At 61.2% G+C, this 26,113-nt stretch carries 25 protein-coding genes; 17 read left to right on the top strand and 8 right to left on the bottom strand.

Translation table 11 applies throughout. The features are described 5' to 3' along the window. Positions 1 to 19: 19 nt before the first annotated feature. The 12 genes from pilM to trpS all read left to right on the top strand — a co-directional run bounded on the left by pilM (position 20) and on the right by trpS (position 10,049). On the top strand, positions 20 to 853 hold the full coding sequence (gene pilM, locus BVU99_RS04950) for a pilus assembly protein PilM (RefSeq protein ID WP_099817005.1): 834 nt from the start codon (positions 20 to 22) through the stop codon (positions 851 to 853). Beyond that, positions 853 to 1,392, top strand: a complete 540-nt coding sequence (locus tag BVU99_RS04945) for a PilN domain-containing protein (RefSeq protein WP_049208842.1) — start codon at positions 853 to 855, stop codon at positions 1,390 to 1,392. Before pilM ends, BVU99_RS04945 begins: the two co-directional genes overlap by 1 nt. Next, a complete protein-coding gene (locus BVU99_RS04940; protein ID WP_099817004.1) occupies positions 1,385 to 1,879 on the top strand; it encodes a hypothetical protein in 495 nt (164 codons plus the stop codon). The genes BVU99_RS04945 and BVU99_RS04940 overlap by 8 nt, the downstream gene beginning before the upstream one ends. Beyond that, positions 1,872 to 2,234, top strand: coding sequence for a HofP DNA utilization family protein (locus BVU99_RS04935; protein ID WP_099817003.1), 363 nt, complete (start codon positions 1,872 to 1,874; stop codon positions 2,232 to 2,234). Before BVU99_RS04940 ends, BVU99_RS04935 begins: the two co-directional genes overlap by 8 nt. Further along, a complete protein-coding gene (gene hofQ / locus BVU99_RS04930) occupies positions 2,231 to 3,475 on the top strand; it encodes a DNA uptake porin HofQ (RefSeq protein ID WP_099817002.1) in 1,245 nt (414 codons plus the stop codon). Before BVU99_RS04935 ends, hofQ begins: the two co-directional genes overlap by 4 nt. A 349-nt stretch (positions 3,476 to 3,824) precedes the next feature. After that, positions 3,825 to 4,346: a shikimate kinase AroK gene (aroK, locus tag BVU99_RS04925; RefSeq protein WP_004391482.1), complete on the top strand. Its 522-nt coding sequence runs from the start codon at positions 3,825 to 3,827 to the stop codon at positions 4,344 to 4,346. Positions 4,347 to 4,452: 106 nt separating this feature from the next. Beyond that, on the top strand, positions 4,453 to 5,553 hold the full coding sequence (gene aroB / locus BVU99_RS04920; RefSeq protein ID WP_043138898.1) for a 3-dehydroquinate synthase: 1,101 nt from the start codon (positions 4,453 to 4,455) through the stop codon (positions 5,551 to 5,553). 156 nt (positions 5,554 to 5,709) lie between these two features. After that, positions 5,710 to 6,723 carry an SPOR domain-containing protein gene (locus BVU99_RS04915; RefSeq protein ID WP_099817742.1) on the top strand — a complete coding sequence of 338 codons (1,014 nt, stop codon included), beginning with the start codon at positions 5,710 to 5,712 and terminating at the stop codon, positions 6,721 to 6,723. Between the two features lie 84 nt (positions 6,724 to 6,807). Beyond that, positions 6,808 to 7,620 carry an adenine-specific DNA-methyltransferase gene (dam, locus tag BVU99_RS04910; protein WP_025304536.1) on the top strand — a complete coding sequence of 271 codons (813 nt, stop codon included), beginning with the start codon at positions 6,808 to 6,810 and terminating at the stop codon, positions 7,618 to 7,620. A gap of 50 nt (positions 7,621 to 7,670) precedes the next feature. After that, the gene (gene rpe / locus BVU99_RS04905; protein WP_004930320.1) at positions 7,671 to 8,348 is read left to right on the top strand and encodes a ribulose-phosphate 3-epimerase; all 678 of its coding nucleotides are present in this window, start codon (positions 7,671 to 7,673) and stop codon (positions 8,346 to 8,348) included. Further along, a complete protein-coding gene (locus BVU99_RS04900) occupies positions 8,341 to 9,039 on the top strand; it encodes a phosphoglycolate phosphatase (protein WP_043138894.1) in 699 nt (232 codons plus the stop codon). Before rpe ends, BVU99_RS04900 begins: the two co-directional genes overlap by 8 nt. A gap of 2 nt (positions 9,040 to 9,041) precedes the next feature. After that, positions 9,042 to 10,049 carry a tryptophan--tRNA ligase gene (gene trpS, locus BVU99_RS04895; RefSeq protein WP_099817001.1) on the top strand — a complete coding sequence of 336 codons (1,008 nt, stop codon included), beginning with the start codon at positions 9,042 to 9,044 and terminating at the stop codon, positions 10,047 to 10,049. Between the two features lie 51 nt (positions 10,050 to 10,100). Here the strand turns inward: trpS and cysG are convergent, their stop codons facing one another. From cysG to nirB, 4 genes are read right to left on the bottom strand one after another with little or no spacing between them, the layout of a single operon-like run. Next, positions 10,101 to 11,504: a siroheme synthase CysG gene (cysG, locus tag BVU99_RS04890; RefSeq protein ID WP_089196325.1), complete on the bottom strand. Its 1,404-nt coding sequence runs from the start codon at positions 11,502 to 11,504 to the stop codon at positions 10,101 to 10,103. Between the two features lie 51 nt (positions 11,505 to 11,555). Beyond that, the gene (nirC, locus tag BVU99_RS04885; RefSeq protein ID WP_049206055.1) at positions 11,556 to 12,356 is read right to left on the bottom strand and encodes a nitrite transporter NirC; all 801 of its coding nucleotides are present in this window, start codon (positions 12,354 to 12,356) and stop codon (positions 11,556 to 11,558) included. Between the two features lie 16 nt (positions 12,357 to 12,372). Next, positions 12,373 to 12,699 carry a nitrite reductase small subunit NirD gene (nirD, locus tag BVU99_RS04880; protein WP_049294944.1) on the bottom strand — a complete coding sequence of 109 codons (327 nt, stop codon included), beginning with the start codon at positions 12,697 to 12,699 and terminating at the stop codon, positions 12,373 to 12,375. Further along, positions 12,696 to 15,245, bottom strand: coding sequence for a nitrite reductase large subunit NirB (gene nirB, locus BVU99_RS04875; protein WP_043138880.1), 2,550 nt, complete (start codon positions 15,243 to 15,245; stop codon positions 12,696 to 12,698). Before nirB ends, nirD begins: the two co-directional genes overlap by 4 nt. 288 nt (positions 15,246 to 15,533) lie before the next feature. Between nirB and BVU99_RS04870 the strand changes: the two genes are divergently transcribed. Beyond that, positions 15,534 to 16,817 (top strand): cytosine deaminase, encoded by a 1,284-nt coding sequence (locus BVU99_RS04870; protein ID WP_060441380.1) that lies wholly within the window; start codon positions 15,534 to 15,536, stop codon positions 16,815 to 16,817. A gap of 54 nt (positions 16,818 to 16,871) precedes the next feature. On the opposite strand, the gene tsgA is transcribed toward BVU99_RS04870, so the two are convergent. The 4 genes from tsgA to BVU99_RS04850 form a co-directional block, all read right to left on the bottom strand. Beyond that, entirely contained in the window at positions 16,872 to 18,056 is a 1,185-nt protein-coding gene (gene tsgA, locus BVU99_RS04865; protein WP_025304528.1) for an MFS transporter TsgA, read from the bottom strand. A 191-nt stretch (positions 18,057 to 18,247) separates the two neighbouring features. After that, complete coding sequence (locus BVU99_RS04860) at positions 18,248 to 19,228, bottom strand: LacI family DNA-binding transcriptional regulator (protein WP_025304527.1); 981 nt, start codon at positions 19,226 to 19,228, stop codon at positions 18,248 to 18,250. Between the two features lie 70 nt (positions 19,229 to 19,298). Beyond that, a complete protein-coding gene (locus BVU99_RS04855; protein ID WP_025304526.1) occupies positions 19,299 to 20,606 on the bottom strand; it encodes a 6-phospho-beta-glucosidase in 1,308 nt (435 codons plus the stop codon). Then, positions 20,603 to 20,941: a PTS lactose/cellobiose transporter subunit IIA gene (locus BVU99_RS04850; RefSeq protein ID WP_025304525.1), complete on the bottom strand. Its 339-nt coding sequence runs from the start codon at positions 20,939 to 20,941 to the stop codon at positions 20,603 to 20,605. The genes BVU99_RS04855 and BVU99_RS04850 overlap by 4 nt, the downstream gene beginning before the upstream one ends. 353 nt (positions 20,942 to 21,294) lie before the next feature. Between BVU99_RS04850 and ppiA the strand changes: the two genes are divergently transcribed. The 4 genes from ppiA to BVU99_RS04825 all read left to right on the top strand — a co-directional run bounded on the left by ppiA (position 21,295) and on the right by BVU99_RS04825 (position 26,105). Further along, the gene (gene ppiA / locus BVU99_RS04840) at positions 21,295 to 21,864 is read left to right on the top strand and encodes a peptidylprolyl isomerase A (RefSeq protein ID WP_025304524.1); all 570 of its coding nucleotides are present in this window, start codon (positions 21,295 to 21,297) and stop codon (positions 21,862 to 21,864) included. Positions 21,865 to 22,019: 155 nt separating this feature from the next. After that, positions 22,020 to 23,705 carry a sensor histidine kinase gene (locus BVU99_RS04835; RefSeq protein WP_043138870.1) on the top strand — a complete coding sequence of 562 codons (1,686 nt, stop codon included), beginning with the start codon at positions 22,020 to 22,022 and terminating at the stop codon, positions 23,703 to 23,705. Further along, positions 23,705 to 24,430, top strand: coding sequence for a two-component system response regulator BtsR (gene btsR, locus BVU99_RS04830; RefSeq protein ID WP_046688553.1), 726 nt, complete (start codon positions 23,705 to 23,707; stop codon positions 24,428 to 24,430). Before BVU99_RS04835 ends, btsR begins: the two co-directional genes overlap by 1 nt. A 151-nt stretch (positions 24,431 to 24,581) precedes the next feature. Then, positions 24,582 to 26,105, top strand: a complete 1,524-nt coding sequence (locus BVU99_RS04825) for a helicase HerA-like domain-containing protein (RefSeq protein WP_060448457.1) — start codon at positions 24,582 to 24,584, stop codon at positions 26,103 to 26,105. Positions 26,106 to 26,113 lie beyond the last annotated feature (8 nt).

Below are 26,113 nucleotides of genomic sequence, written 5' to 3'. Positions count from 1 at the left end.
TTATGGAGGCTTGCGAAACATGTTCCCTCAAGCATGGCAGGTGGGGCTGGATATACAAATCGACTGCGTGCGCGCGGTGGCGGCCCAACGCCGCCGCAATGGCTGGCAGTTGCGCCACTGGTGGCAGCAGGCGCTGCCGCAGGCGGTTTTACGCGATGGCTGCCTGGAACCTTCCGAATTCCTGAACCGGGCGCTGCGGCAATGGCGCGTTCAACTGCCGCGACATATTTCCTTACGCATTGCTCTGCCGGCGCAGCGCGTGTTGCAGCAGCGCATGGCGCAGCCGGACGCGCGGCTGCGCGAGCCGGAACGCAGCGACTATATCGGTGGCCACGGTTTGAAGCAGTTTCCGCTCGATGGCCAGACGCTGGCGCTCGACTATCGCACCGCGCCGGCGGATGAGGCGGCGCTGTTGCTGACCGCCGCGCGGCGGCAGGAGCTGCAGCAGTGGCTGCATTGTTTGCGTCAGGCTGGCCTGCATCCGCAAGCGGTCGATATCACCCCTTGTGCGCTGCGGATGATGGCGACGGCGGCAGGCGTACCGCCCGCTGCGGGGCTGATGCACCGTCTCGAACGAGAATGGCTGTGGGTGGCGCCGGCTGACGGCGCGTTCGCCTTTGGTCTGGCGCCGGGCGACGATGACGCGCAGGCGCTGCGGGCGCTGCAAGCCCAGATGCCGGCGGGCGACGATCGGCCGGTCTATGCCGGCAGCGTGCTGGCAGGTGCCTTGCCCACCGGTTGCCTTGCCTGGTCGCCGCTCAGCGCCTTCACGCAGTTGCGCCCACCGTTGCCTGCGCATCCTGCGGCGTTCGCATTGGCCGGTGGTCTGGCGCTGCGCGAGGAGGATCGCTGATGTATCAGGTCAACTTTCTGCCCTGGCGACAGCGCCGCGATCGGCGGCGCGGCTGTTTCTGGCTGGGTGCGCTGCTGTTGCAGGTAACGCTACTGCTGCTGGCGCTGTTTCTGGTTGCCGGCCAACTGCGTCACCAACAGGCGCAGCGGCAGGCGCGGCTAACGATGCTGGGTGAAGAGCTGGCGGCCTTGACGTTGCTCGCCCATCAGCAGCAGCAAGAGCGGGCGCAGCGAGCGCTGCACAGCGCCCGCGCCGAACGGCAGGCGCGCAACGGCCAACATAACCGGCGTTATTTGCAGTTGCTTCAGCAATTGTCCTTCAGCATTCCTCCACCGCTGTGGCTCACGGCGCTGGACAGCGATGCGACGAACGGTCTGCGGCTGCGTGGATTGAGCCGCTCTCCTGCGGCCATCACGCAGTTCGAACGGCGGCTGGCGGGGATGCCTGCGTTGCCACGGCTGCGTTTGGCTGAGGTAACGCAACGGGACGACGGTCTGTATTCCTTTCATCTGGCGGCGCAGTGGGGGCGTGATGGATAGCCGTTTGTCATCCGGGCTGCGCTTTTGGCTGAACTTGCCGGGCTGGCTATTGCTGGTGGCGCAAGGGCTGGGCATCGGCACGCTGGCGCTGTTGGGCGGCGGTTGGCTGCTGCAAGACGAATGGCGTCAGCGGGAAAACGCGGCGGAGCGGCAACAGCGCCTGTTGCAACAGATTTCCATGGTACAGCACCAACTGGACGAGGCGCCGGAAGCCCCTATGCCGCCAACGCCGATCGGTCCGACCACCGCCGGCGATCTGGCGAACGTGCTGCAACAAGCGGGGGGCGCCTTGTTGCGCTGGCAGCGGCAGGAAAAACCGCTGCGGCAAACGCTGAGTTTGCGCATTGATTATGCCGGTTTGTTGGCGCTGTTGGAGGCGCTGCCCGCCGATTTGCGTCTCGAACAATTGAGCGTGGAAACGCCGCCGCAGGGCATGACGGCGCGGTTGGTGTTGCAGGATGCCGCCGAGGAGCAGGCCGATGAGTAAAAGACCGGGCCGTTGGTGGTGGCTGCTATGGCCGTGGGCCTTGTGTGCAGAACCGCGCGATCCGTTTGCGCCGCCTCCGCTGCCTGTTTGTGCCCATAAGGAGGCATCGCCGGCGGGTTGGCGACTGAAAGGCGTCATCGGGCAACCGCCGCTGCGCTATGGCTGGGTGGTGACGCCGGCAGGGCAGTGGTTGCGCCTGCGGCCGCAGCAGTGGGTGCTGGACGAGCGTTGGCAGGTGGCGCAGGTGCGGGCGCGCAGCCTGACGTTAACGGCGCTGGCGGCCGAACCGGATTGTCCGGCGAGCCAGGGCGACATCTCGCTCATGATGGGCAACAACAAGGATGGCAAACCATGAAAGGACTCGCTGGATTGGGCGTGGCGTTGTGGTGTCTGTCGCTCGGCATCGTCCAGGCGCAGGATAAACAGCAGGTTTCCCTGGAGTTCCAGGATGCGCCAGTGACGGTCATCCTGCAGGCGCTGGCGGATTATCGGCAGATGAACCTGATCGTCGCGCCCGGCGTAAGCGGCAACCTGACGCTGCGGCTGGAGAATGTGCCCTGGCCTCAGGCGCTGGCGCTGACCCTGCGTATGGGCAAGCTGACGATGACGCGGGAGGGGTGCGTGATGCTGGTCGCCCCGGAGCCGGACGCGCAGGAAAAAAAACAGCAACGAGAAGCGCTGGCGCAGCGGCAGCCTTTGCACAGCCTGACCCTGACGTTACAAAACGGCGATGCGGCGGAGATTGCCGAAAGCCTCAATGCTCAACGCGGCGCCTTGCTCAGCGAGCGTGGCAGCGTGCTGGCGGATAAGCGCACCAATACGCTGTTACTGCGCGACACGGCGCCAATCCTGGCGCAGTTGAAAAAAAGGGTGACGGAAATGGACGCGCCGCTGGCACAGGTGCAGCTGGCGGCGCATATCGTGACCATCAACAGCGAAAGCCTGCGTGAACTTGGCGTGCGTTGGGGATTGGCGGCCGACGAAAAACCGACGCGGCCGCTGCGGCCGGGCAATCTCGGCGTTAATCTGCCGTTGGAGCGCAGCGCGGTGAGCGCCGGTTTCCATTTGGCGCGCATCAGCGGGCGTTTGCTGAGCCTCGAGCTGACGGCGCTGGAGCAGGAGAATCAGGTGGAGATCATCGCCAGCCCGCGTTTGCTGACGGCGCACCTGCAAACCGCCAGCATCAAACAGGGGACGGAGATCCCTTATGAAGTGTCGAGCGGCGCCAGCGGTGCGACCGCGATTGAGTTCAAAGAGGCGGTGCTGGGCATGGAGGTGACGCCGAAAGTGTTGCCGGACGGGCGCATCACGCTGACGTTGCACATCAGCCAAAATATGCCGGGACGCGCCATCAGCCGCGGGGCGGGGGAGGCATTGACCATCGATAAACAGGAGATTAAGACGCAGATCACGGTGAAAAGCGGTGAAACCCTGGTGCTCGGCGGTATTTTTCAACGGCATAGCGGCAAGACGGCGGACAAGGTGCCGGGATTGGGAGATGCGCCACTGCTGGGGGGCTTGTTCCGGCAAAGTGGCGTACAACAGAAAAAACGCGAGCTGGTGATCTTCATTACGCCGACCTTGATTAAGGGATAAGCGGCTGCCTGTCGGCTGGGCGGCAAATCTCCTAAAGTTGATGAGCAGATACACTTTTTTATCCCCTTGGGGGGATCTGCGTTTGACGCTGCGGCCGATTTAGCTTACAAGGGTTACCGAATTGAGCACCGAGGTTTTTTGTTAGCGTCAAGACGCCGTTAAAAACATATGGTTTCCCTCCCGCGGCGTGGATTGCGATTTATTCGGTTGCCAAACTACCAAGAGTGTTGAGATAATTTTTCGTCTGATCTCGCACTATCGCTCATGAGGTTTCAGTTTAGGTCCCGCCGCTGATTTGATTGGCGGGGCGGGTTAACATTAACGAATTGTCTTAGTAATACCGAAAAACATGGCAGAGAAACGCAATATCTTTCTGGTTGGGCCTATGGGTGCCGGCAAAAGCACTATTGGCCGTCAGTTAGCTCAGCAACTCAATATGGAGTTCTTCGACTCCGATCAAGAAATTGAGCGACGTACCGGAGCTGACGTGGGCTGGGTATTCGACGTGGAAGGGGAAGAAGGTTTCCGCGATCGTGAAGAAAAAGTCATTAATGAACTGACGGAAAAACAAGGGATTGTGTTGGCGACCGGCGGCGGTTCGGTGAAGTCGCGCGAAACGCGCAACCGTCTGTCCGCGCGCGGCGTGGTGGTCTATCTGGAAACCACGATCGAGAAGCAGCTGGCTCGCACTCAGCGTGATAAAAAACGCCCGCTGCTGCAGGTTGATTCTCCGCCGCGTGAAGTGCTGGAAGCCTTGGCGAAAGAACGTAATCCGTTGTATGAAGAGATTGCCGATGTCACCATCCGCACCGACGATCAGAGCGCTAAAGTGGTTGCTAACCAGATCATCAACATGCTGGAAAGCAACTGATTGCCAATTTTCGCGTTCGCCGTCGGCCAATGCGAAAAACTGATTTGTGTTCCCCGCTGTTGCGGGGATCAACCACCGCCGCACCATACAGAGAACTGAGCGCGACATGGAGAGAATTACTGTAACGCTTGGGGAGCGCAGCTACCCGATTACCATTGCCGCCGGATTGTTTAACGATCCGGCTTCTTTTATGCCGTTAAAGGCGGGTGAGCAAGCGATGTTGGTCACCAACCAGACCCTGGCGCCGCTCTATCTCGAGCGTGTCCGGCAGGTGCTGGAGCAGAGCGGCGTCGTGGTGGATCAGGTGATTCTTCCCGATGGTGAGCAGTACAAATCTCTGGCGGTGTTGGAGCAGGTGTTTTCGGCGCTGCTCGAAAAACCGCACGGTCGCGATACCACGCTGATCGCCCTCGGTGGCGGCGTTGTCGGCGATCTGACCGGTTTTGCCGCCGCGTGTTACCAACGCGGCGTGCGCTTCATTCAGGTTCCCACCACGCTGTTGTCGCAGGTGGACTCCTCCGTAGGCGGCAAGACCGCCGTCAACCACCCGCTCGGCAAAAACATGATCGGCGCTTTCTATCAACCCGCTTCGGTGGTGGTTGATCTGGATTGCCTGAAAACGTTGCCGATGCGTGAACTCTCTTCCGGCCTGGCCGAAGTCATCAAATACGGGATCATCCTCGATCGCGAGTTCTTCGTCTGGTTGGAAAATAACATCGATGCGCTGATGGCGTTGGATATGCAGGCGTTGGCCTACTGTATCCGCCGCTGCTGCGAACTGAAGGCCGAGGTGGTGGCCGCCGACGAACGCGAAAGCGGTCTGCGCGCCCTGCTGAATCTGGGCCATACTTACGGTCATGCTATCGAAGCCGAGATGGGCTACGGCGTGTGGCTGCACGGTGAAGCGGTGGCTGCAGGCATGGTGATGGCGGCGGAAACCGCGCACCGTCTCGGCCAGTTCTCTGTTGAAGACATCGAACGTATCAAAGCGCTGCTGCTGCGCGCCGGCTTGCCGGTCTGCGGGCCGCAGGAAATGACGCCGGAATCCTATCTGCCGCACATGTTGCGTGACAAGAAAGTGCTGGCGGGTGAACTGCGTCTGGTGCTGCCGACCATGATCGGTGCGGCGGAAGTGCGCGGCGGCGTAGGGCATGAGCTGGTGCTGGCGTCGATCGCCGCCTGCTTGCCTGAGCAGCAGCGTAATTAAATCGGACTAAGTAACAGTGGCTTAGCCGCCATTTGCATCTATATTAATACAGTGAGCAGAGCACGACGGGTGTCGCTTTGCCATCATCGGGTTAATCTGCCCGTGCCACGGTAGGTCTACGGTGGTGGGCTTTTGCCTCTAGTTGGAGGGTTTCAGATGGACGAGTTTAAACCGGAAGACGATCTCAGACCTGATAGCAGCGATCGTCGTCCTACGCGTTCGCGCAAGCCGGCCGCCGCGCCGCGCTTCGCCGTTTCGCGCCAGCATTTGATGATTGGCATCGGCATTTTGGTGCTGTTGCTGCTGATTATCGGCATCGGTTCCGCCCTGAAGGCGCCAACCAAACATGAAGCGGCTCAGGAGAGCGGCGCGCAAAACGGCGCGGCCCGCGATATCAACCTGTCCGGTTCTTCGTCGCTGACCACCGCCAATAACGGCGTGCCGGGCGGCACGACGGATACCCACGATAACAACGGCGTGAGCGCGACTCAGCCGCAGCAACCGCAGAACGGCAGCGTTCCGCCGATCTCCGGCACACCGACCGAAGCGCAAACGCAGCCTCAGCAGGGCGGCGCGCAGCAGCGCGTCGATTTGCCGGGCAACATGGCGGATGCGCTGTCGCAGCAGCAGGGGCAGGTGGATGCCGCGACTCAAGGCATGACCGGCGCAGCGTCGACGCTGCCGACCGCACCGGCGACGGTGATGAGCGGCGCCGCGGCGCGCGAAGCGACGCGTCCTGTGCAGGGCACCGCACCGCAACAGCATAAAACGCCGGCGAAAACCGCCGCCACCAAACCGACCGCGACGCAGCATAAATCACCGACCACGGTGTATACGCCGCCGGCCAAGCCGTCTTCCACCGCGAAAGCGGGAGCGGTCGCCAGCAGCGGCAGTTCACTGCAGTCTGCGCCGGGCAGCCACTATACCTTGCAGCTGAGCAGCGCTTCGCGTTCCGACACGCTGAACGCCTACGCCAAACAGCAGAAGCTGCAGAACTACCTGGTGTACGCCACCAAGCGTGACGGCAAACCGTGGTACGTGCTGGTGAGCGGCAACTATGCGTCTTCTGCGGAAGCGAAGCGCGCCATTGCTTCGTTGCCGGCGGATGTGCAGGCGAAAAAACCGTGGGTCCGACCTGTACACCAAGTGCAGCAAGATCTTAAAAAATAAATCATTTAAATTTGTGCGCTGATGTGCTGTCTGAAACAGAGTACAATCCGCCGCTCTGAATTGTATAAGTAGCTAATTGACGGCATGAAGAAAAACCGCGCTTTTTTAAAATGGGCTGGTGGAAAATACCCGCTGGTAGATGAGATTCGTCGCCATCTGCCGGCGGGAGACTGCTTAATCGAGCCCTTCGTGGGTGCGGGATCCGTCTTTCTGAATACGGATTACGACGCCTACATTCTCGCCGACATCAATAGCGATCTTATCAACCTGTATAACATCGTTAAGCTGCGCACGGATGACTTCGTGCGCGATGCCCGCACGCTTTTCGCCGATGAATTCAATAACTCGGATCAGTTTTACCTGCTGCGAGAAGAGTTCAATACTAGCACCGAGCCTTACCGCCGGGCGCTGCTGTTCCTGTACCTGAACCGTCACTGCTATAACGGCCTGTGTCGCTATAACCTGCGCGGCGAGTTCAACGTGCCGTTTGGCCGGTACAAGAAACCGTACTTCCCGGAAGAAGAGCTCTACTGGTTTGCCGAAAAATCGCGCAATGCCACTTTTGTCTGCGAGCATTACCGCGATACCATGGCGAAGGCCGTGGCCGGTGCCGTGGTGTATTGCGATCCGCCTTATGCGCCGCTGTCGGCGACGGCGAATTTCACCGCTTACCACACCAACAGCTTCAGCATCGCCGATCAGCAGAGCCTGGCGCAACTGGCGCACCAGCTCTCGGTAGAGAGCCAGGTACCGGTATTGATCTCCAATCACGATACCGAGCTGACGCGCGACTGGTACCAGAATGCTGCGCTGTATGTGGTGAAAGCGCGCCGCACAATCAGCCGCAACATTCTCGGCCGCAGCAAAGTGAACGAGCTTTTGGCGCTGTATCGCTAAGCCGGGGCACCCCGGCGCATAACAACTCGACCCTACGTTTGGAGAAGCGGATGAAAAAGTTCTTGATTGCCCCGTCCATTCTGTCGGCAGATTTTGCCCGGTTAGGTGAAGATACCGCTAACGTGCTGGCTGCAGGCGGCGACGTGGTGCACTTCGACGTGATGGATAACCACTACGTGCCCAATCTGACCATCGGTCCGATGGTGTGCGAAGCGCTGCGCAACTACGGCATTACTGCGCCGATTGACGTGCACCTGATGGTCAAGCCGGTGGACCGCATCGTGCCTGATTTCGCCAAGGCAGGCGCGTCTTATATCTCTTTCCACCCTGAAGCTTCCGAGCATGTCGATCGCACCATTCAGCTAATTAAAGAGCACGGCTGTAAAGCCGGCCTGGTGTTCAACCCGGCGACGCCGCTGAGCTACCTCGATTACGTGATGGATAAAATCGACGTGATCCTGCTGATGTCGGTCAACCCGGGCTTCGGCGGCCAATCGTTCATCCACGGTACTCTGGACAAGCTGCGCCAGGTGCGCAAATTGATCGACGACAGTGGTCGCGATATCCGCCTGGAAGTCGACGGCGGTGTGAAGGTGGATAACATCGCTGAAATCGCCGCCGCGGGCGCCGATATGTTCGTCGCCGGTTCCGCCATCTTTGGCCAGCCGGACTACCGCAAGGTGATCGACGAGATGCGCAGCGAGCTGGCGAAGGTTACCCATGGCTGATTTCGGCGCGATCCGCGCATTGGCCTTCGATCTGGACGGCACGCTGGTCGACAGCGCGCCGGGTCTGGCGGCGGCCATCGATATGGCGCTGGAAGAGACGGGCCTGCCGCAAGCGGGTGAGGAACGGGTCGGCACCTGGATCGGCAACGGCGCCGACGTGCTGGTGCAACGCGCGCTGCGCTGGGCGGAAGCGGAAGGCACGCCGGCGCAGTGCAGCCGGCTGCGTGAGCGTTTCGACCATTTCTACGCGCAGACCGTTGACAGCGGCAGCCGCCTGTTCCCGCAGGTGCAAGAGACGCTGGTCCGCCTGGCCGCACACGGTTACCCGATGGCGCTGGTGACTAACAAGCCGACGCCGTTCGTGGCGCCGCTGCTGGCATCGTTGGGCATTGGCGATTATTTCTCGCTGGTGATCGGCGGCGACGACGTGACGGAAAAGAAACCGCACCCGGCACCGCTGTACCTGGTGCTCGGCAAGCTTGGGCTGCGCGCGCATGAACTGCTGTTCGTTGGCGACTCGCGCAACGATATTCAAGCCGCACAGGGCGCCGGTTGCCCGAGCGTCGGCTTTACCTACGGTTATAACTACGGTGAATCGATCGCCCTGAGCCACCCCGATCGGGTGTTGGAGCGCTTCGCCGATTTGTTGCCCGCTCTTGGGCTGTCATCTTTAGAGAATCAGGAAATTTAAACATGAGTAAGCCCATCGTATTTAGCGGCGCGCAGCCGTCCGGCGAACTGACCATCGGCAACTACATGGGTGCGCTGCGTCAGTGGGTGCAGATGCAGGACGACTACGACTGCATCTACTGCATCGTCGATCTGCATGCCATCACCGTTCGCCAGGACGCCGAGAAGCTGCGCAAGGCCACGCTGGATACGCTGGCGCTGTACCTGGCCTGCGGTATCGATCCGGAAAAAAGCACCATCTTCGTGCAGTCGCACGTGCCTGAGCACACGCAGCTGAGCTGGGTGCTGAACTGCTACACCTATTTCGGCGAACTGAGCCGCATGACGCAGTTCAAGGACAAATCCGCGCGCTACGCGGAGAACATTAACGCCGGGCTGTTCAGCTATCCGGTGCTGATGGCGGCAGACATCCTGCTGTATCAAACCAACCAGGTGCCGGTGGGCGAAGACCAGAAACAACACCTGGAGCTGAGCCGCGACGTGGGCCAGCGTTTCAACGCGCTGTACGGCGGCGTGTTCAAAGTGCCGGAGCCGTTTATTCCTAAATCCGGCGCGCGCGTGATGTCGCTGCAGGAGCCGACCAAGAAGATGTCCAAGTCGGACGACAACCGCAACAACGTGATCGGCCTGCTGGAAGATCCGAAAGCGGTGACCAAGAAGATCAAACGCGCAATGACCGACTCGGAAGAGCCGCCTGTCGTGCGTTACGACGTGGTCAACAAGGCGGGCGTCTCCAACCTGTTGGATATTCTCGCCGGTGTGACCGGCAAGAGCATCGCGCAGCTGGAAGCCGAGTTCGAAGGCCAGATGTATGGCCACCTGAAAGGCGCGGTGGCGGAAGCCGTCTCCGGCATGCTGGGTGAGCTGCAGGAGCGCTATCACCGCTTCCGCAACGATGAAGCCTACCTGCAGCAGGTGATGCGCGACGGCGCCGCCAAAGCCCGCGCACGCGCGCAGGAAACCCTGGCGAAGGTGTATCAGGCCGTCGGTTTCGTACCGCCGCAGGCATAACGCCGGCGCAAATAGAAAAAGCGGCCATAGGCCGCTTTTTTTACGTCGGTATTATGCCATTTGCGCCAGGCTGGCAGGCGATTCTTCGCTGGCGAACCAATTGAGCTTGCTGCGCAGACTGACCACGCTGCCGACGATGATCAGGCTGGGGCTGGTGGCCTGAAGGGACAAGGCGCCCAGTTGGCGGAGCTCCCCTTCGATCACCCGTTGGCGGCAAGAGGTGCCGTTTTCCACCAGTGCCACCGGCGTGGCGGCTGGCAACCCGTTAGCGATCAGCTGGCGTTGGATTTCAGCCGCTTGCGATAGCCCCATATAGAACACCAGCGTCTGTTGCCCGGCGGCCAGCGTCGCCCAATCCAATCCACCGTCGGCCTTGGCGTGGCCGGTCACCAGGCGCACGCTCTGCGCGTGGTCGCGGTGGGTGAGCGGGATGCCGCTGTAGGCGGAACAGCCCGAGGCGGCGGTAATGCCCGGCACCACCGAGAACGGCACGTTGGCGTCTGCCAGCGTCTCCAGCTCTTCGCCGCCGCGGCCGAAGATAAAGGGATCGCCCCCTTTCAGGCGCACCACGCGTTTGCCTTGCTGCGCCTGCTGCAGCAGGATTTGATTGATCTGCTCCTGCGGCACGCAGTGGTGGCCGGCGCATTTGCCGACGAAGATACGCTCGGCGTCGCGGCGCACCAGCGTCATGATCTCTTCGGAGACCAGCCGGTCGTAAACCACCACGTCGGCCTGCTGGATTTGTTGCAGCCCTTTCAGCGTAAGCAGGCCGGCATCGCCCGGCCCGGCGCCCACCAGCACCACTTCACCGCGATCTGCCGGCTGTTCGCTGAACAGCTGCTCGAGCTGGCGTTCAGCCAGCGCGGCGTCGTCGTTGGCCAGCGACTGCGCCAGCCGATCGTGAGCGAACAACCGTTCCCAGAAGCGCCGACGCGCGCCGAGGCTGCTGAAGCGTTGTTTTACCCGCTGGCGCAGCGAGCCGCCCAGTTGGGCCAGCTTGCCGAGGTGCTGTGGCAGCATCGCTTCCAGCTTCTCGCGCAGCAGCCGCGCCAACACCGGTGCTTTGCCGCCGGAGGACACCGCGACCATGATCGGCGAACGGTCGATAATCGACGGCATGATAAAGCTGGCGCGTTTCGGATCGTCCACCACGTTGCAGAACACCCGCTGCTGGTTGGCGCACTGATACACCCGTGCGTTGACCTCTAGCCGGTCGGTAGCGGCGATCACCAGCCATTTTTCCACCAGCAGGGCCGGGCTGAATTCGCCTTCGGCCAGCGTCAACCGGCCTTCTGCCGCCCACAGGCGGAACTGCGGGGTGAAGTCTACGGCGTTGACGGTCAGCGCCGCACCGGCGTCCAGCAGCAGGCGCGCCTTGCGTTCGGCGATCTCGCCGCCGCCGACCAGCAGGCAGGCTTTGTGTTGCAGTTGGCAGAAAATCGGCAGGTAGTCCATCGGCACTCCTCGGGGGTAATCAGTGTGGGGGCGAAATGCGCCCCCGAAAACTTAGGCGGTCTGACGTACGGCGGCTTTCGCCGCCTGCGGGCGTTCGGCGCGCGGCGTGGCGTACCAATACCCCAGACCCATTAGCACCGAGCCGGACAGGATGTTGCCCAGCGTCACCCACAGCAGGTTGTGGCCGATGCCGGTGAGGGTGTAGGCCTCGCTGTGGTTGCCGAACCAGGAGAGGGCAAACAGCGTCATGTTGGCGACGGAGTGTTCGTAACCCGAGGCGATAAAGGCCAGCAGACACCACCAAATGGCGATGAACTTGGCGGCGCCTTCTACGCGGATCGCCATCCAGATCGCCAGGCAAACCAGCCAGTTGCACAGCACGCCCTTGAAGAACAGCACCTCGGCCGGCGCGGTGGTTTTTGCCAATGCGGCGCTGTGCACCAGACTGGTATCCACCGGCAGCAGGCTACCGCCGCCGTAGTAATACATCAGCGCCACCAGCACCGAGCCGAGCAGGTTGCCGAACCAGGTTTGCGGCAGCACTGCCCACATCTGGCTTTGGCGGATGGTGCCGGCCTTGACGCCGAGCGTCAGGAACATCGTATGGCCGGTGAACAGTTCGGAACCGGCGATGATCACCAGCGTCAGCGCGATGCCGAAGGTGGCGCCCATCACCAGCGGCCGCACGCTTGGGTCGGCCAGGTTGCCGAGGGTGAAGATCAGGATGATGCCGAGGCCGACGTAGGCGCCCGCCATCGCCGAGCTGATCCAGAAGCCGAGCGGGCTCTCCTTCGCCAGGCGGACGATGCGCGCCGCGTTGGCGGCGCATTTGTTGATCGTGTCGGTAAACATGTTGCCTCCCGAAAGGTTATGCCGCGACTTGCACGATGCCGTCGATCACCCGGCTGGTGAAGCTGGCGACGGAACGGCTGTCATCTTCCAGACAGTGTCCGTCGTACAGGCGGAAATGCTGTTTCTTCAGCGGGCTGGCGACCCACAGTTCGCCTTGATGCTCGGCGATCAGCCCGCGTGACAGCACGCTGGCCTGGGCGAACGGGTCGATATTGCTGATGGCGAACACCTGTTCGTCGGCATAGGGGCGGAACACCGCCACCTGCCGATCGCCGATCAGGGCGCACACGCCGGTGCCGGGCAGAATGTCGGCGACGGGACAAACGGTAATCCACTGGCTCATGCGTGGCTCTCCTCGGTATCGATCAGGGTGACGGGAATGCGCTCATCAGGGCGCGCCGGGCGGTGCTGGTCGCGTTCGGCCACTACCTGCACATTCGGATCGCGCAGCGGGCTGTTGATGAAGTGAGCGAAGCGAAGCTGCGTTTCCGGATGCTCGACGGTCTCTTTCCACTCGCAGACCACCGCGTCGCGCAGGCGGGCGATCTCCGCTTCCAACTGCTCGTTGATGCCGAGCTTATCGTCGACGATCACCTTGCGTAGGTAATCGATGCCACCTTCCAGGCTCTCCAGCCATACCGAGGTACGCTGCAGCTTATCGGCGGTGCGGATATAGAACATCATGAAGCGGTCGAGGTAGCGCACTAGGGTCTCGCGATCGAGATCGGCGGCCAGCAGATCGGCGTGGCGCGGTTTCATGCCGCCGTTGCCGCAAACATACAGGTTCCAGCCGTTCTCGGTGGCAATGATGCCGACGTCCTTACCCTGCGCCTCGGCGCATTCGCGGGTGCAGCCCGAGACGCCGAACTTCATTTTGTGCGGGGTGCGGATGCCTTTGTAGCGATGTTCCAGCGTGACGCCGAAGCCGACGCTGTCGCCGACGCCGTAGCGGCACCAGGTGCTGCCGACGCAGGTTTTCGCCATGCGTAGCGCCTTGGCGTACGCGTGGCCGGTTTCAAAGCCGGCGGCGAGCAGCTTGCTCCAGATGGCCGGCAGATCGTCTTTCTGCGCCCCGAACATGCCGATACGCTGCGAGCCGGTCATTTTGGTGTAGAGATTGTACTCCTTGGCGATCTGGCCGATGGCCAGCAGGCCGTCCGGGGTGATTTCGCCGCCGGCGGAGCGCGGGATCACCGAGTAGGTGCCGTCTTTTTGGATATTGCCGAGGAAGTTGTCGTTGGTATCCTGCAGCGGCGTATGCTGCGGCTTGAGGATGTACTCGTTCCAGCATGAGGCCAGCAGCGAGCCGACGGTCGGTTTACACACTTCGCAGCCGTAGCCTTTGCCGTATTTGGCCAGCAATGCCTCGAACGACTTGATGCCTTCGACGCGGATCAGGTGGAACAGCTCCTGGCGTGAATAGGCGAAGTGTTCGCACAGGTGGTGGTTGACCTCGATGCCTTGCTTGCTCAGCTCGGCGTTCAGTACCTGGGTGAGCAGCGGGATGCAGCCGCCGCAGCCGGTGCCGGCCTTGGTTTCGGCCTTCAGCGCCGCCACGGTGTGGCAGCCTTTGTTGACCGCCTGGATGATGTCACCTTTGCTGACGTCGAAGCAGGAGCAGATCTGCGCGCTTTCCGGCAGCGAGTCCACGCCGATGGCTGGTTTGCTGCCCGCATGGGCCGGCAGGATCAGGCCGTCCGGGTTCTCCGGCAGCTCGATGCCGTTCAACGCCAGCTGCAGCAGGTTGCCGTAGTCGCTGGTGTCGCCCACCAGCACTGCGCCGAGCAGGGTTTTATTGTCGGCGCTGACCACGATGCGTTTGTAGACTTCTTTGCTTTCATCCAGATAAACGTAGCTGCGGGCGCCTTCGGTGCGGCCGTGTGCATCGCCGATGCCGCCGACGTCCACGCCCAGCAGCTTCAGCTTGGCGCTCATGTCGGCGCCCTGGAAGCCATTTTCGCGGCCCAGCAGGCGATCGACGGCCACCTGCGCCATTTTGTACCCCGGGGCCACCAGACCGAAGGTGCGATCGCGCCAGGCGGCGCACTCACCGATGGCGTACACGTCCGGATCCGACGTCTGGCAGCTGTCGTTGATGGCGATGCCGCCGCGGCGGCCGATCTCCAGCCCGCACTGGCGCGCCAGCTTGTCCTGGGCGCGGATGCCGGTGGAGAACACGATGAAATCCACTTCCAGCAGGCTGCCGTCGGCGAAATGCATGGTTTTGCGCGCCGTGCCGCCGCCGTTGACGATCTCCTGGGTATTTTTGCCGGTGTGTACCTTGACGCCCATGCGCTCGATCTTACGGCGCAGCTGGTCACCGCCCATCGGGTCGAGCTGTTCGGCCATCAGCATCGGAGCGAACTCGATCACGTGCGTTTCCACCCCCAGGCTTTTCAGCGCGCCGGCGGCTTCCAGCCCCAACAGCCCGCCTCCGACCACCGCGCCCCGTTTGCTGCGGCGCGCGCAGGCTTCGATGGCATTCAGGTCTTCGATGGTGCGGTAAACGAAGCAGTCCTGGCTATCCGAGCCTTTAATCGGCGGGATCCACGGATAGGAACCGGTGGCCATGATTAGCTTGTCGTAATAGACGGTGCGGCCGGTGTTGGAGTGGATCACTTTCTCGTCACGATTGATGGTGATAGCGCGTTCGCCGACCAGTACCTTTACGCCGTGTTTTTCGTAAAAGCCTTCGCGCACCAGCGACAGCTCTTCGGCGGTGTGGTGAGAGAAGTAGGAAGAGAGGTGCACGCGATCGTAAGCGATACGCGGCTCTTCGCAAAATACGGTGATTTCGAACTGGTCTTTGTCTGCTTTATCCAACAGATCTTCGATGAACCGGTGGCCGACCATGCCATTGCCGACGACGGCAAGTTTGACTCTGCTCATTATTGCCTCAAAATTCTGGTTTCCTAGGGTTACCTTATCCCTCCCGATGAGCAATTTATTGATGCAAATCAATCACACTCCCATATACCTCCAATGTGGTATATAAATGATTTTTCACGTTTTTTGATAAGTTGCGGATTTTATTCATCTTTAGCTGAAGCGAGTCAGTTTGCAGGTAAATTACCCCGCAGGGAGTAAACGCAAGGGGTAGGCATGGCACGGCGACTTTGTCAGCGCGATCCGCTGCCAGTATGATGAAGAAAACCAGCGCAACGGCAGAGGTGAAGGGTGGCGAAACGTCCATTGAAGTTTATCGACAACCTGCGTTTAAGCGGGCATGAAGGATTGTGGCAACTGGCAATCGAGCAGGGGCGCATCGCGCATCTGGTGCCACAGCCGGAAGGACAGGAGTGGCGCAGCGACGTGCTGGATGCGCAGGGCGGGTTGGCGTTGCCGGCGTTCGTCGAACCGCATATCCACCTGGATACCACGCAGACCGCCGGTCAGCCGGCCTGGAACCAGTCCGGCACGCTGTTCGAGGGCATTGAGCGCTGGGCTGAACGCAAAGCGCTGCTGACTCATGAAGACGTCAAACAGCGCGCCTGGCAAACGCTTAAGTGGCAGATCGCCAACGGCGTGCAGTATGTGCGTACCCACGTCGACGTTTCCGATCCCACGCTGACCGCGCTGCGCGCCATGCTGGAGGTGAAGCAGGAAGTGGCGCCTTGGGTGACGCTGCAGATTGTCGCCTTCCCGCAGGAGGGGATCCTTTCCTACCCCAACGGCGAAGCGTTGCTTGAAGAAGCGTTGCGGCTCGGGGCCGACGTGGTGGGCGCCATTCCGCACTTCGAATTCACCCGCGAGTACGGCGTGGAGTCGCTGCATAAGGCGTTCGCGCTGGCGCAAAAATACGATCGGCTGGTGGACGTGCACTGCGATGAAATCGACGACGAGCAATCGCGCTTCGTCGAGACCGTGGCGGCGCTGGCACTGAAGCTGGAGATGGGAGCGAAAGTCACCGCCAGCCACACCACGGCGATGCACTCTTACAACGGCGCTTACGCCTCGCGGCTGTTCCGTCTGTTGAAGATGTCCGGCATCAACTTCGTCGCCAATCCGCTGGTGAACATTCACCTGCAGGGCCGTTTCGACAGTTACCCGAAACGGCGCGGCGTGACCCGAGTGAAGGAGATGCTGGAGGCGGAGATCAACGTCTGTTTCGGCCATGACGACGTGTTCGATCCTTGGTACCCGCTCGGCACCGCCAACATGCTGCAGGTGCTGCACATGGGGCTGCACGTGTGCCAGCTGATGGGCTATGGCCAAATCGACGACGGACTGAAGCTGATCACCCACCATAGCGCGCGCACGCTTAACCTGAGCGACTACGGCCTGGCGGCCGGCAACAGCGCCAACCTGGTGATCCTGCCGGCGGAAAGCGGCTTCGACGCGGTGCGTCGCCAGACGCCGGTGCGTTATTCGATTCGCCAGGGTGCGGTGATCGCCGAAACGCGGCCGGCGGAAACCACGCTGCATTTGCAGCAGGATGAGACGGTGGATTTTCGGCGCTAAGGCGCAAAAAAAGGGCGCCTTGCGGGCGCCCTTGATGTATTTGATGCGAAGAAATCAGTGCGTCACGTGACCGTGGCTGCGGTGCTTGGTCACGAAGCCCAGCAGCAGACACATCACGAACACCGCCAGATACAGGCCGTTAGCGGTGGTCAGCGCCGCATGCGCGCCGCCTTTCGCCACGATCGGGCCGGTGACCACGAAGGTCAGCATGGTGCCGATGGTACCGCAGGTCAGGATAAAGTTGACCAGCTTCGGCGAGGAGACCTTAGTCTGCAGCGAGCCGAGGGTGATCAGCGTGGTGTAGATGGCGCTGGAAACGAAGCCCAGGGCCATGATGTAGTAGCCCAGGTGCTCCGGATTGTCGGTGCTGACGAACAGGTACATCGCGCCGGTAGCCAGCGCGGCCAGCACGGTGACGATGCGTTGCAGATCGAAGAAGCGCAGGATGAAGCTGAACACCCACATGCCAACCATATAAGAGGTCCAGAAGTCGCTCACCAGCTTACCGGCCTGGCCGATGTCCATGTTGAACGACTTGGTGGCGTACTCAGGCACCCACTGAATGAAGCCCAACTGGCCGAGGATGTAGCACAGCGCGGCGATCGACAGGAACAGCACGCCGATGCCCCATTTTTCTTTCTCGACTGGTTGACCGGCATCGGCGCCTTTCTTGCCCAGCACCGGGAAGTCGGAGCACAGGGTCAGCACGAAGATCCCCACGTACAGCAGGCCGATGCAGGCATAAACCCAATACCAGCCGATATGGCGGGCCAGCAGCATCGCGGCGACGATCGGGAAGATCATCCCGGCCATGCTGAAGAAGGAATCGGTGAACAACAGGCGCGAACCGCGCTGGCGGCCGGCATACATGTGGGTGATCAGGAAGGTGCCGATCGACATGGTGATGCCGCTCACCACGCCGAGGATAAACATGCACAGCGAGAACATGGTCAGGCTCTTGCCGAGCATCAGCCCTGCGACCGCCAGCACCATCAGGACAAAGCCGAAGATCAACTGACGCTTCAGCGGGATGATTTCCATCAGCCAGGCATTGAGGAAGATCGAAATCAAAATACCGGCGTTGAGGAAAGTAAAGGTGTTACTCATGCTGGAAACCGGCAGATTAAAGTATTCTGCAATGTTTCCCATCACCATCCCTGTGACGATCACTAAAGCACCGGTCAGCGCGTACGAAAAGAAGCTGATCCAGGTAAGCCGTATGCGGTTACTGTCATTCATTTTATAGGCCTGAATATGTCTGTTAGAGGTTTTAAAGCTGGCATAAGGCCGCTGGCTTTTCCTGGCAAACGCAGAAAAAAGTCCCGATCAGGCCACCAGGGGGCGGATCCTAGCACAGACAACGGGATTTTTTGTGATGGCTGTCGATTTTTTGATGCAACCCATGAAGGGATGATACGCATTATTGTGATCTATTTGCGTACCGTCACAATGGAATCACGGTTGATGATCGTCGGCTCAAACCGGTGCGCCGGGGTGGCAGGGTCGATCAGCCTGCGCGCCGCGTATTGGGCCATTTCGCTGATGGGAAAATGTACGCTGCTCAACGCCGGGCGCACGAAAGGTGCGCGTTCGCCGCTGTCGTAACAGATCAAGGAGATATCCTGCGGTACCCGCAGGCGGTGCTCGTTGATCGCCAGCAGCGCGCCGATCGCCATCTCTTCGTTGCAGCAGTAGATGGCGCTGGGCAGTGCGGTTTGCTGCAGCAGATGATCGGCGCAGCGGTAACCGCTTTCCAGATCGTAGACGCCCTCCAGACAGGCTACCGGCTCGATATTCGCCGCCTGCATCGCCTCTTCAAATCCTTGCAGCCGCAGGCGGCTCGACGGGCGCTCGCGCGGGCCGCTGATGCAGGCGATGCGCCGGTGCCCGGCGTCGAGTAACTGCTGCGTCGCCATGCGGCTGGCAAGCGGGTGATCGAAGGTGACGCAGCGGTCTTCCAGCCCCGGCACCAGACGATCGAGCAACACGAAATCACGTTGCTCCGCCGCCAGCTGGCGCAGCCGATCGTCGCTGAGAAAACGCACGTGCAGGATCACGCCGTCGCAGCGCAGGCTGAACAGCCGCTGCACCGCCTGCCATTCGTTTTCGGCACTGTTGCGGCCCTGGGTCACCAGCAGCTGCTTGCCGTGGGATTCGGCCTCGGTCTGCACGAAGTCCATCAGCGCGCCGAAGAAGCCACCGCGGTACGACGTGGTGACCAACCCGAGGGTATTGCTGTGGCTGGAAGCGAGCGCACGGGCCGCCGGGTTGGGGGTATAACCGAGCTGGGCGACGGCGCGTTCAACCTTCTCGCGGGTCGGCGCCTTGACGTTGCTGTCGCCGTTCACTACCCGCGATACGGTGGCGCGCGATACGCCCGCCAGCGCCGCGACATCTTCCAGTGTCACCATCGTCCAACTCCTGATTACGGCTAAAAAAATGGGTTCGGCGTGCCGAACCCCTGTCATACCGCGCCGGCGCTTACCTGAACTGCGGCAAGTACGGCGCGTTTATCGTCAACACCTCGTCCAGCAACGGCTGTGCCAGGTTGGCGTTGCCCACCAGCGGGTTGGCGATCAGCGCCAGCAAGCCGCTGCGGCGATCGCCGTGCACTGCCGCCTCGATGGTCAGGCGCTCGTAGGCTTTTACCTGCTGCGTCAGCGCCTGCATCGGTTCCGACAGCGGGCCGAACGTCAGCGGATGCGCGCCCTGGGCATCGACGATACAGTTGATTTCTATCACAGCATCGTCCGGCAGGCCATGGATTGCGCCGCGGTTTGCGGTGTTGACCACTAATTGCGTGCCGAGATTATTATGGATAGCACGGATCAGCTCCAGCGCAACTTCGGAATAGAAAGAACCGCCGCGGAAGCTGAGTTGCTCCGGTTTACTGTTCAACTGCGGATCGGCATACAGCTCGAACAGCTCTTTTTCTACCTGCATCACCTGCTCGGCGCGGGTGCCGCGCTCGCCGGCGGCAGCCATCTCTTCCGCCAGCATCTCGCGGGTCTGGTAAAAATAGCGGTGGTACGGGCAGGGGATGGCGCCGAGCGCGCGCAGGAAGTCCGGCTGCCAGGGCTCTTCCTTGATGTTGTTCATGGTCAGCGCCGCGCCGTCGCACAGCATGTCGATCACGTTGCCGGTGACGTCGCGCCCCTGCTGCGTGACCTGATGCACCCAGACCATGTGATTCAAACCGGCGAACCGCAGCTGCACGTCGGCGTAAGGCGCCTGCAGCATGTTGGCGATCATGTGATGCATGCTGATCGGTACGTTACACAGGCCGATGATCTTCGCTTTGGTAAAGCGGGACACCGCCTCGGTGACGATGCCGGCCGGGTTGGTGAAGTTGATGATCCAGGCGTCCGGCGCCAGCTTTTCCACCCGACGGGCGATATCCAGCATCACCGGAATGGTGCGCAGCGCCTTGGCGAAGCCGCCGACGCCGGTGGTCTCCTGGCCGAGCAGCTGGTATTTCAGGCCCAGCCGTTCATCGGCGGCGCGCGCCGGCAGTTGCCCGACGCGGAACTGGGTCAGCACGAAAGCGGCGCCGTGAATGGCGTCGTCCAGCGCGAAGTGCACGCTGACCTTCACCTGTTCCAGCCCGTGGCGCGCCAGCATGCGGCGGGTCAGGGCGGCGATGGTTTCCACTTTTTGGCGGCCTGGCTCGACGTCCACCAGCGCCAGTTCGGTGACCGGCAGCTCATCGATGCGTTGGATCAGCCCATCGACCAGTTCGGGAGTGTAGCTGCTGCCACCGCCAATCACCGCGATTTTGAGCGTGTTCATGAGCGGCCCTCCGTCTGTGACTGACGGCGATAGAGTTCGATCATGTCGTCGGCCAGATCCTGGATGACCATGGCGTTCATCAGATGATCCTGCGCATGCACGGTGATCAGGTTGATCGCCAGCTTGCCGCAGCCTTCGTCCAGGCCGATCAGCTCGGTCTGGATCAGGTGCGCCTTCTTCACCCACTCTTTGGATTCGACCATGTGTTTGGCCGCGGCGGCGAAGTCACCGGCGCGCGCTTGCCGCAACGCCATCAACGCATTACTGCGCGCGCTGCCGGAGAACACCAGCAGTTCCATGATGGTGCTTTCAAACTCGGGGCTGACTTCAGTCATCAATTCACTCACGTCATTTCTCCAGGGGTTGCGCGGCAACGCCGCCGTGGGATACCTCAGTATCCGTTCTTTTTATAATGAGAGCGCTCTCATTTATATAGGGTAACGGCAACGGGGGTGCAAACTGGGAGGTAGATCGCAAAAAACGCCCCGGGGCGGCGCTGGGCAAAAAATGCGTGACGCGGTTGGCAAAAAAGCCTTCTGCGCCCATACTTTCCGCAGCAAAATTCAGGGCCGCCTAGGATATGTCCCGTAATTGGGTAAATATAGGTAAATGGCTGGTACTTGCCGATACAGCTCTTTAGAATCAAAGCGCTTTTCCGTTGTTTGTCTCTCAGAGAAAGGACCCGTTAATGTTCAAACGTACTTTAGTGACCTTCGTCGCGCTGTGTTCCCTGACAGCGATGGCGCCAGCGGCGCTCGCTGCCGGTGAAACCCACGTCATGCTGACCACCTCGGCAGGGAATATCGAGTTGGCGCTCGACAGTCAGAAGGCACCGGTTTCCACCCAGAATTTCGTCGATTACGTGAACAGCGGGTACTACAACAACACCATTTTCCATCGCGTGATCCCGGGCTTTATGGTTCAGGGCGGCGGTTTCACCGCTGACATGCAGCAGAAATCCACCAAGGCGCCAATCAAGAACGAAGCCGACAACGGCTTGCGCAACCTGCGCGGCACCATTTCGATGGCGCGCACCGCCGACAAGGACAGCGCCACCAGCCAGTTCTTCCTGAACGTGGCGGATAACGCCTTCCTGGATCACGGCCAGCGCGATTTCGGCTACGCCGTGTTCGGCAAAGTGGTGAAAGGCATGGACGTCGTGGACAAGATCGCTCAGGTGCCGACCGGTAACGTCGGCCCTTACCAGAATGTGCCGACCAAACCGGTGGTGATTCTGTCGGCCAAGGTGTTGCCGTAAGTTTTTTGGCCGATCCCGCCGGGGTCGGCCGCCCTTCCTCACGAAGCCTTGCCTTCATCACTGTTTTCTCCCGTGCCCCATGCTCTAATCGGCAGACAATAACCAGACCGGAAATCCGGCGTTCGCCCTTTGTTGTCTCTGGATGAGTTGCTGCCATGTATGAATTTAACCAGGTGCTGTTGCTGTTGCAGCAGATGTGCGTCTATCTCGTCATCGCCTATCTGCTGAGCAAAACCCCGCTGTTTATCCCGCTGATGCAGGTGACTATTCGCCTGCCGCACAAGCTGCTGTGCTACGTGATCTTCTCGGTGTTCTGCATCATGGGCACCTATTTTGGGCTGCACATTCAGGATTCGATCGCCAACACCCGCGCGATAGGCGCGGTCCTGGGCGGGCTGCTGGGCGGGCCGTCGGTGGGCTTTCTGGTCGGGCTGACCGGCGGCCTGCACCGGTATACGCTCGGCGGCATGACCGACGTGGCCTGCGCGATTTCCACGGTGTCGGAAGGCCTGGTCGGCGGCATCGTACACAGCATCGCCATGCGCCGCGGGCGCATCGAGCTGCTGTTCAATCCGCTGTTCGTCGGCGGCGTGGCGCTGGTGGCGGAAGTGCTGCAGATGGCGATCATCCTCGCGGTGGCGCGCCCCTACGACGAAGCGTTGCAGCTGGTAGAGCACATCGCGCTGCCGATGATGATCGCCAATACCGTCGGTGCGGCGATGTTCATGCAAATCCTGCTGGATCGGCGCGCGATGTTTGAGAAATACACCAGCGCTTTCTCTTCCAAGGCGCTGAAGATCGCCGAGCGCACCGAGGGCATCCTGCGCCAGGGCTTCGATCAAGAAAACAGCATGAAGGTCGCCCGGGTGATTTATCAGGAGCTGGGTATCGGTGCAGTGGCGATCACCGATCGTGACAAGCTGCTGGCGTTTATCGGCATCGGCGACGATCACCACCTGCCGGGCACGCCGATCGCCTCGGTGCATTCGCATCGCGCCATCGACAACAACGAGGTGGTGTACGCCGACGGCAATCAGCTCTCTTACTGCTGCTCGATCAATCCGGCCTGCAAGCTGGGATCGACGCTGGTGATCCCGCTGCGCGGCGAAAACCAGCGGGTCATCGGCACCATCAAGCTGTACGAACCGAAAAGCCAGCTGTTCAGCACCATCAACCGCACGCTGGGCGAAGGCATCGCCAGCCTGCTGTCGGCGCAGATCATGGCCGGACAGTACGAGCGCCACAAGCAGCTGCTGGCACAGTCGGAGATCAAGCTGTTGCATGCGCAGGTCAATCCGCATTTCCTGTTCAATGCGTTAAATACGCTGGTGGCGGTGATCCGCCGCGATGGCGAACGCGCCTGCGATCTGGTGCAGTCCCTCTCGACTTTCTTTCGTAAAAACCTCAAACGTTCGGATGATGAAGTCAGCCTGGCGGACGAGATTGAGCATGTGAACGCCTACCTGCAGATTGAGAAAGCGCGCTTCGCCGATCGGCTGGAGATCGCGGTATCGCTGCCGGAGGCGCTGCTGGCGGCGCGGCTGCCGGCGTTTTCGCTGCAGCCGATCGTCGAGAACGCCATCAAGCACGGCACCTCGCATCTGTTGGGCGTGGGCCGCATCGAAATCGGCGCCTGCTGCGAAGGCGAGCATCTGCTGCTGCAGGTGACGGACAATGCCGGGCTGTTCCAGCCGAAGCCGAACTGCAGCGGGCTGGGGATGAACCTGGTGGATAAGCGCATTCGCGTGCGCTACGGCGAAGGCTATGGCGTGCGGGTGGATTGCCGGCCGGACGCCTATACCCGCATTACGCTCAATGTTCCCATGGAGAGGGCCGCCTGATGTTAAACGCACTGATTGTTGACGATGAGCCTTCCGCGCGCGACAACCTGCGCCATCTGCTGGAGGCCGAAGCGGGGATCGCGATCATCGGCGAATGCGCCAACGCCATCGAAGCCATCAGCCAGATCCACCGGCTGCAGCCGGACGTGGTGTTTCTCGATATTCAAATGCCGCGTATCAGCGGGCTGGAAATGGTCGGCATGCTGGATCCCAATCGGATGCCGCACATCGTGTTTCTGACCGCCTACGACGAATACGCGGTGCAGGCGTTCGAGGAGCACGCCTTCGACTATCTGCTGAAGCCGGCGGAGCCGAAGCGGCTGAGCAAGACGCTGCAACGCCTGCGGCAGCGCAGTGCGCCGCAGGACGTGACGGCGCTGGATGAGAGCGCCGGTTACCTGAAATACATTCCCTGCACCGGCCACAGCCGCATCTATCTGCTGCGGTTTGACGAGGTGTTGGCGATCCGTTCCAAACTGAGCGGGGTATTCGTGGTGCGCAGCGACGGCATGGAGTGTTTCACCGAATTGACGCTGCGCACGCTGGAAAGCCGTACGCCGCTGGTGCGCTGCCATCGGCAGTATTTGGTCAACCTGGAGCAGGTGCGCGAGATCCGCTTCGAAGAAGGCGGCGCGGCGGAGATGATCATGTCCGCCGGCGATCCGGTGCCGGTCAGCCGGCGCTATTTGAAAGCGCTGAAGGAGCAACTGGGGCTGCGGGGGTGATGCAGGTCTTAGGGGGATTCTGAAAAGACAGGCATCATGGGCGTCCCGACGGCGCCCATTTTGTTTGTCCTTGACGGGGTTACGCGGCGCTTATAGCTTTATTGCATCAACAGGCGCGTTTCGCGCCGCGTCAGCGTCAAAGGAACAGAAAATGAGTGAACCACGGATTATCGCCAAAGCGATGAAAGACGGAAAACCGGAGCAGGATCTGGTGATTTTGCCGGCGTTGGCCAACCGCCACGGGTTGATTACCGGGGCAACCGGCACCGGCAAGACGGTGACGCTGCAGAAAATGGCCGAGCAGTTCTCGCGCATCGGCGTACCGGTGTTCCTGTCGGATGTGAAGGGCGATCTGTCTGGCATCGGCGCCGAGGGCGTACCGTCCGAGAAGCTGCAGGCGCGCCTGGCGGCGATCGGCGTCACCGACTGGCAGCCGCAGGCCTGCACCATTATCCCGTGGGATATTTACGGCGAAAAGGGCCACCCGATCCGCGCCACGATTTCCGATCTCGGGCCGCTGCTGCTGGGGCGTCTGTTGGATCTGAACGAAGTGCAAAGCGGCGTGCTGCAGCTGGTGTTCAAAATTGCCGATGACAACGCGCTGCTGTTGCTGGACATGAAAGACCTGCGCGCCATGGTGCAGTTCGTCGGCGACAACGCCAAACAATTCCAAACCCAGTACGGCAATATCTCGACCGCCTCTATCGGCGCCATTCAGCGCGGATTGTTGACGCTGGAAGAGCAGGGGGCCAACCAGTTCTTCGGCGAGCCGATGCTGGACATCAACGATCTGATGAAAACCGACGCCAACGGCCACGGCGTGATCAATCTGCTGGCGGCGGACAAGCTGATCAATCAGCCAAAGCTGTATTCGGTGTTCCTGCTGTGGCTGCTGGCCGAGCTGTTTGAGCACCTGCCGGAAGTGGGCGACCCTGAACAGCCGAAGCTGGTGTTCTTCTTCGATGAAGCGCACCTGTTGTTCAACGATGCGCCGGCGGCGCTGTTGACCAAGATTGAACAGGTAGTGCGCCTGATCCGCTCCAAAGGCGTCGGCATTTACTTCGTCACCCAGAACCCGCTGGATATCCCGGACAGCGTGCTGGGCCAGTTGGGCAATCGCGTACAGCATGCGCTGCGCGCCTTCACGCCGCGCGATCAGAAGGCGGTGAAGACGGCGGCGCAAACCCTGCGCGCCAATCCGGCCTTCGATGCCGAAACGGCGATCACCGAGCTGGGCGTGGGCGAAGCGCTGGTGTCATTCCTCGACGAGAAGGGCCGGCCGAACGTGGTGGAGCGGGCGATGGTCATCGCGCCGGAATCCAAAATGGGCATGCTCGGCGCGGAAGGGCTGAACAGCGCGATCAACAAGTCGCCGCTGTATGGCCGCTATGAAGACATGATTGACCGCGAGTCCGCCTACGAGAAGCTGTCGTCGGGCGGCTTCGCCACCGTCGGCACTGCGCAGCAGGGGCAGCAACCGCAGGCGCAAGCGCAGCAACAGACGGGCGGCGGCCTGATGGACGGATTGAACGAGCTGCTGTTCGGTTCCACCGGCCCGCGCGGCGGCAAACGCGACGGCATCGTCCAGACCGCCGCCAAGAGCATGGCGCGCGATCTCGGCCGACAGATCCTGCGCGGCGTGCTGGGCTCGATCACCGGCGGCCGTAAAAAGTAAGCGGAAAT

The organism is Serratia sp. OLAL2, from assembly GCF_002752475.1.
Lineage (GTDB): Bacteria > Pseudomonadota > Gammaproteobacteria > Enterobacterales > Enterobacteriaceae > Serratia > Serratia bockelmannii.
The sequence above is the reverse complement of the archived record's forward strand: the minus strand, read 5'-3'. Positions and strand labels throughout refer to the sequence as shown.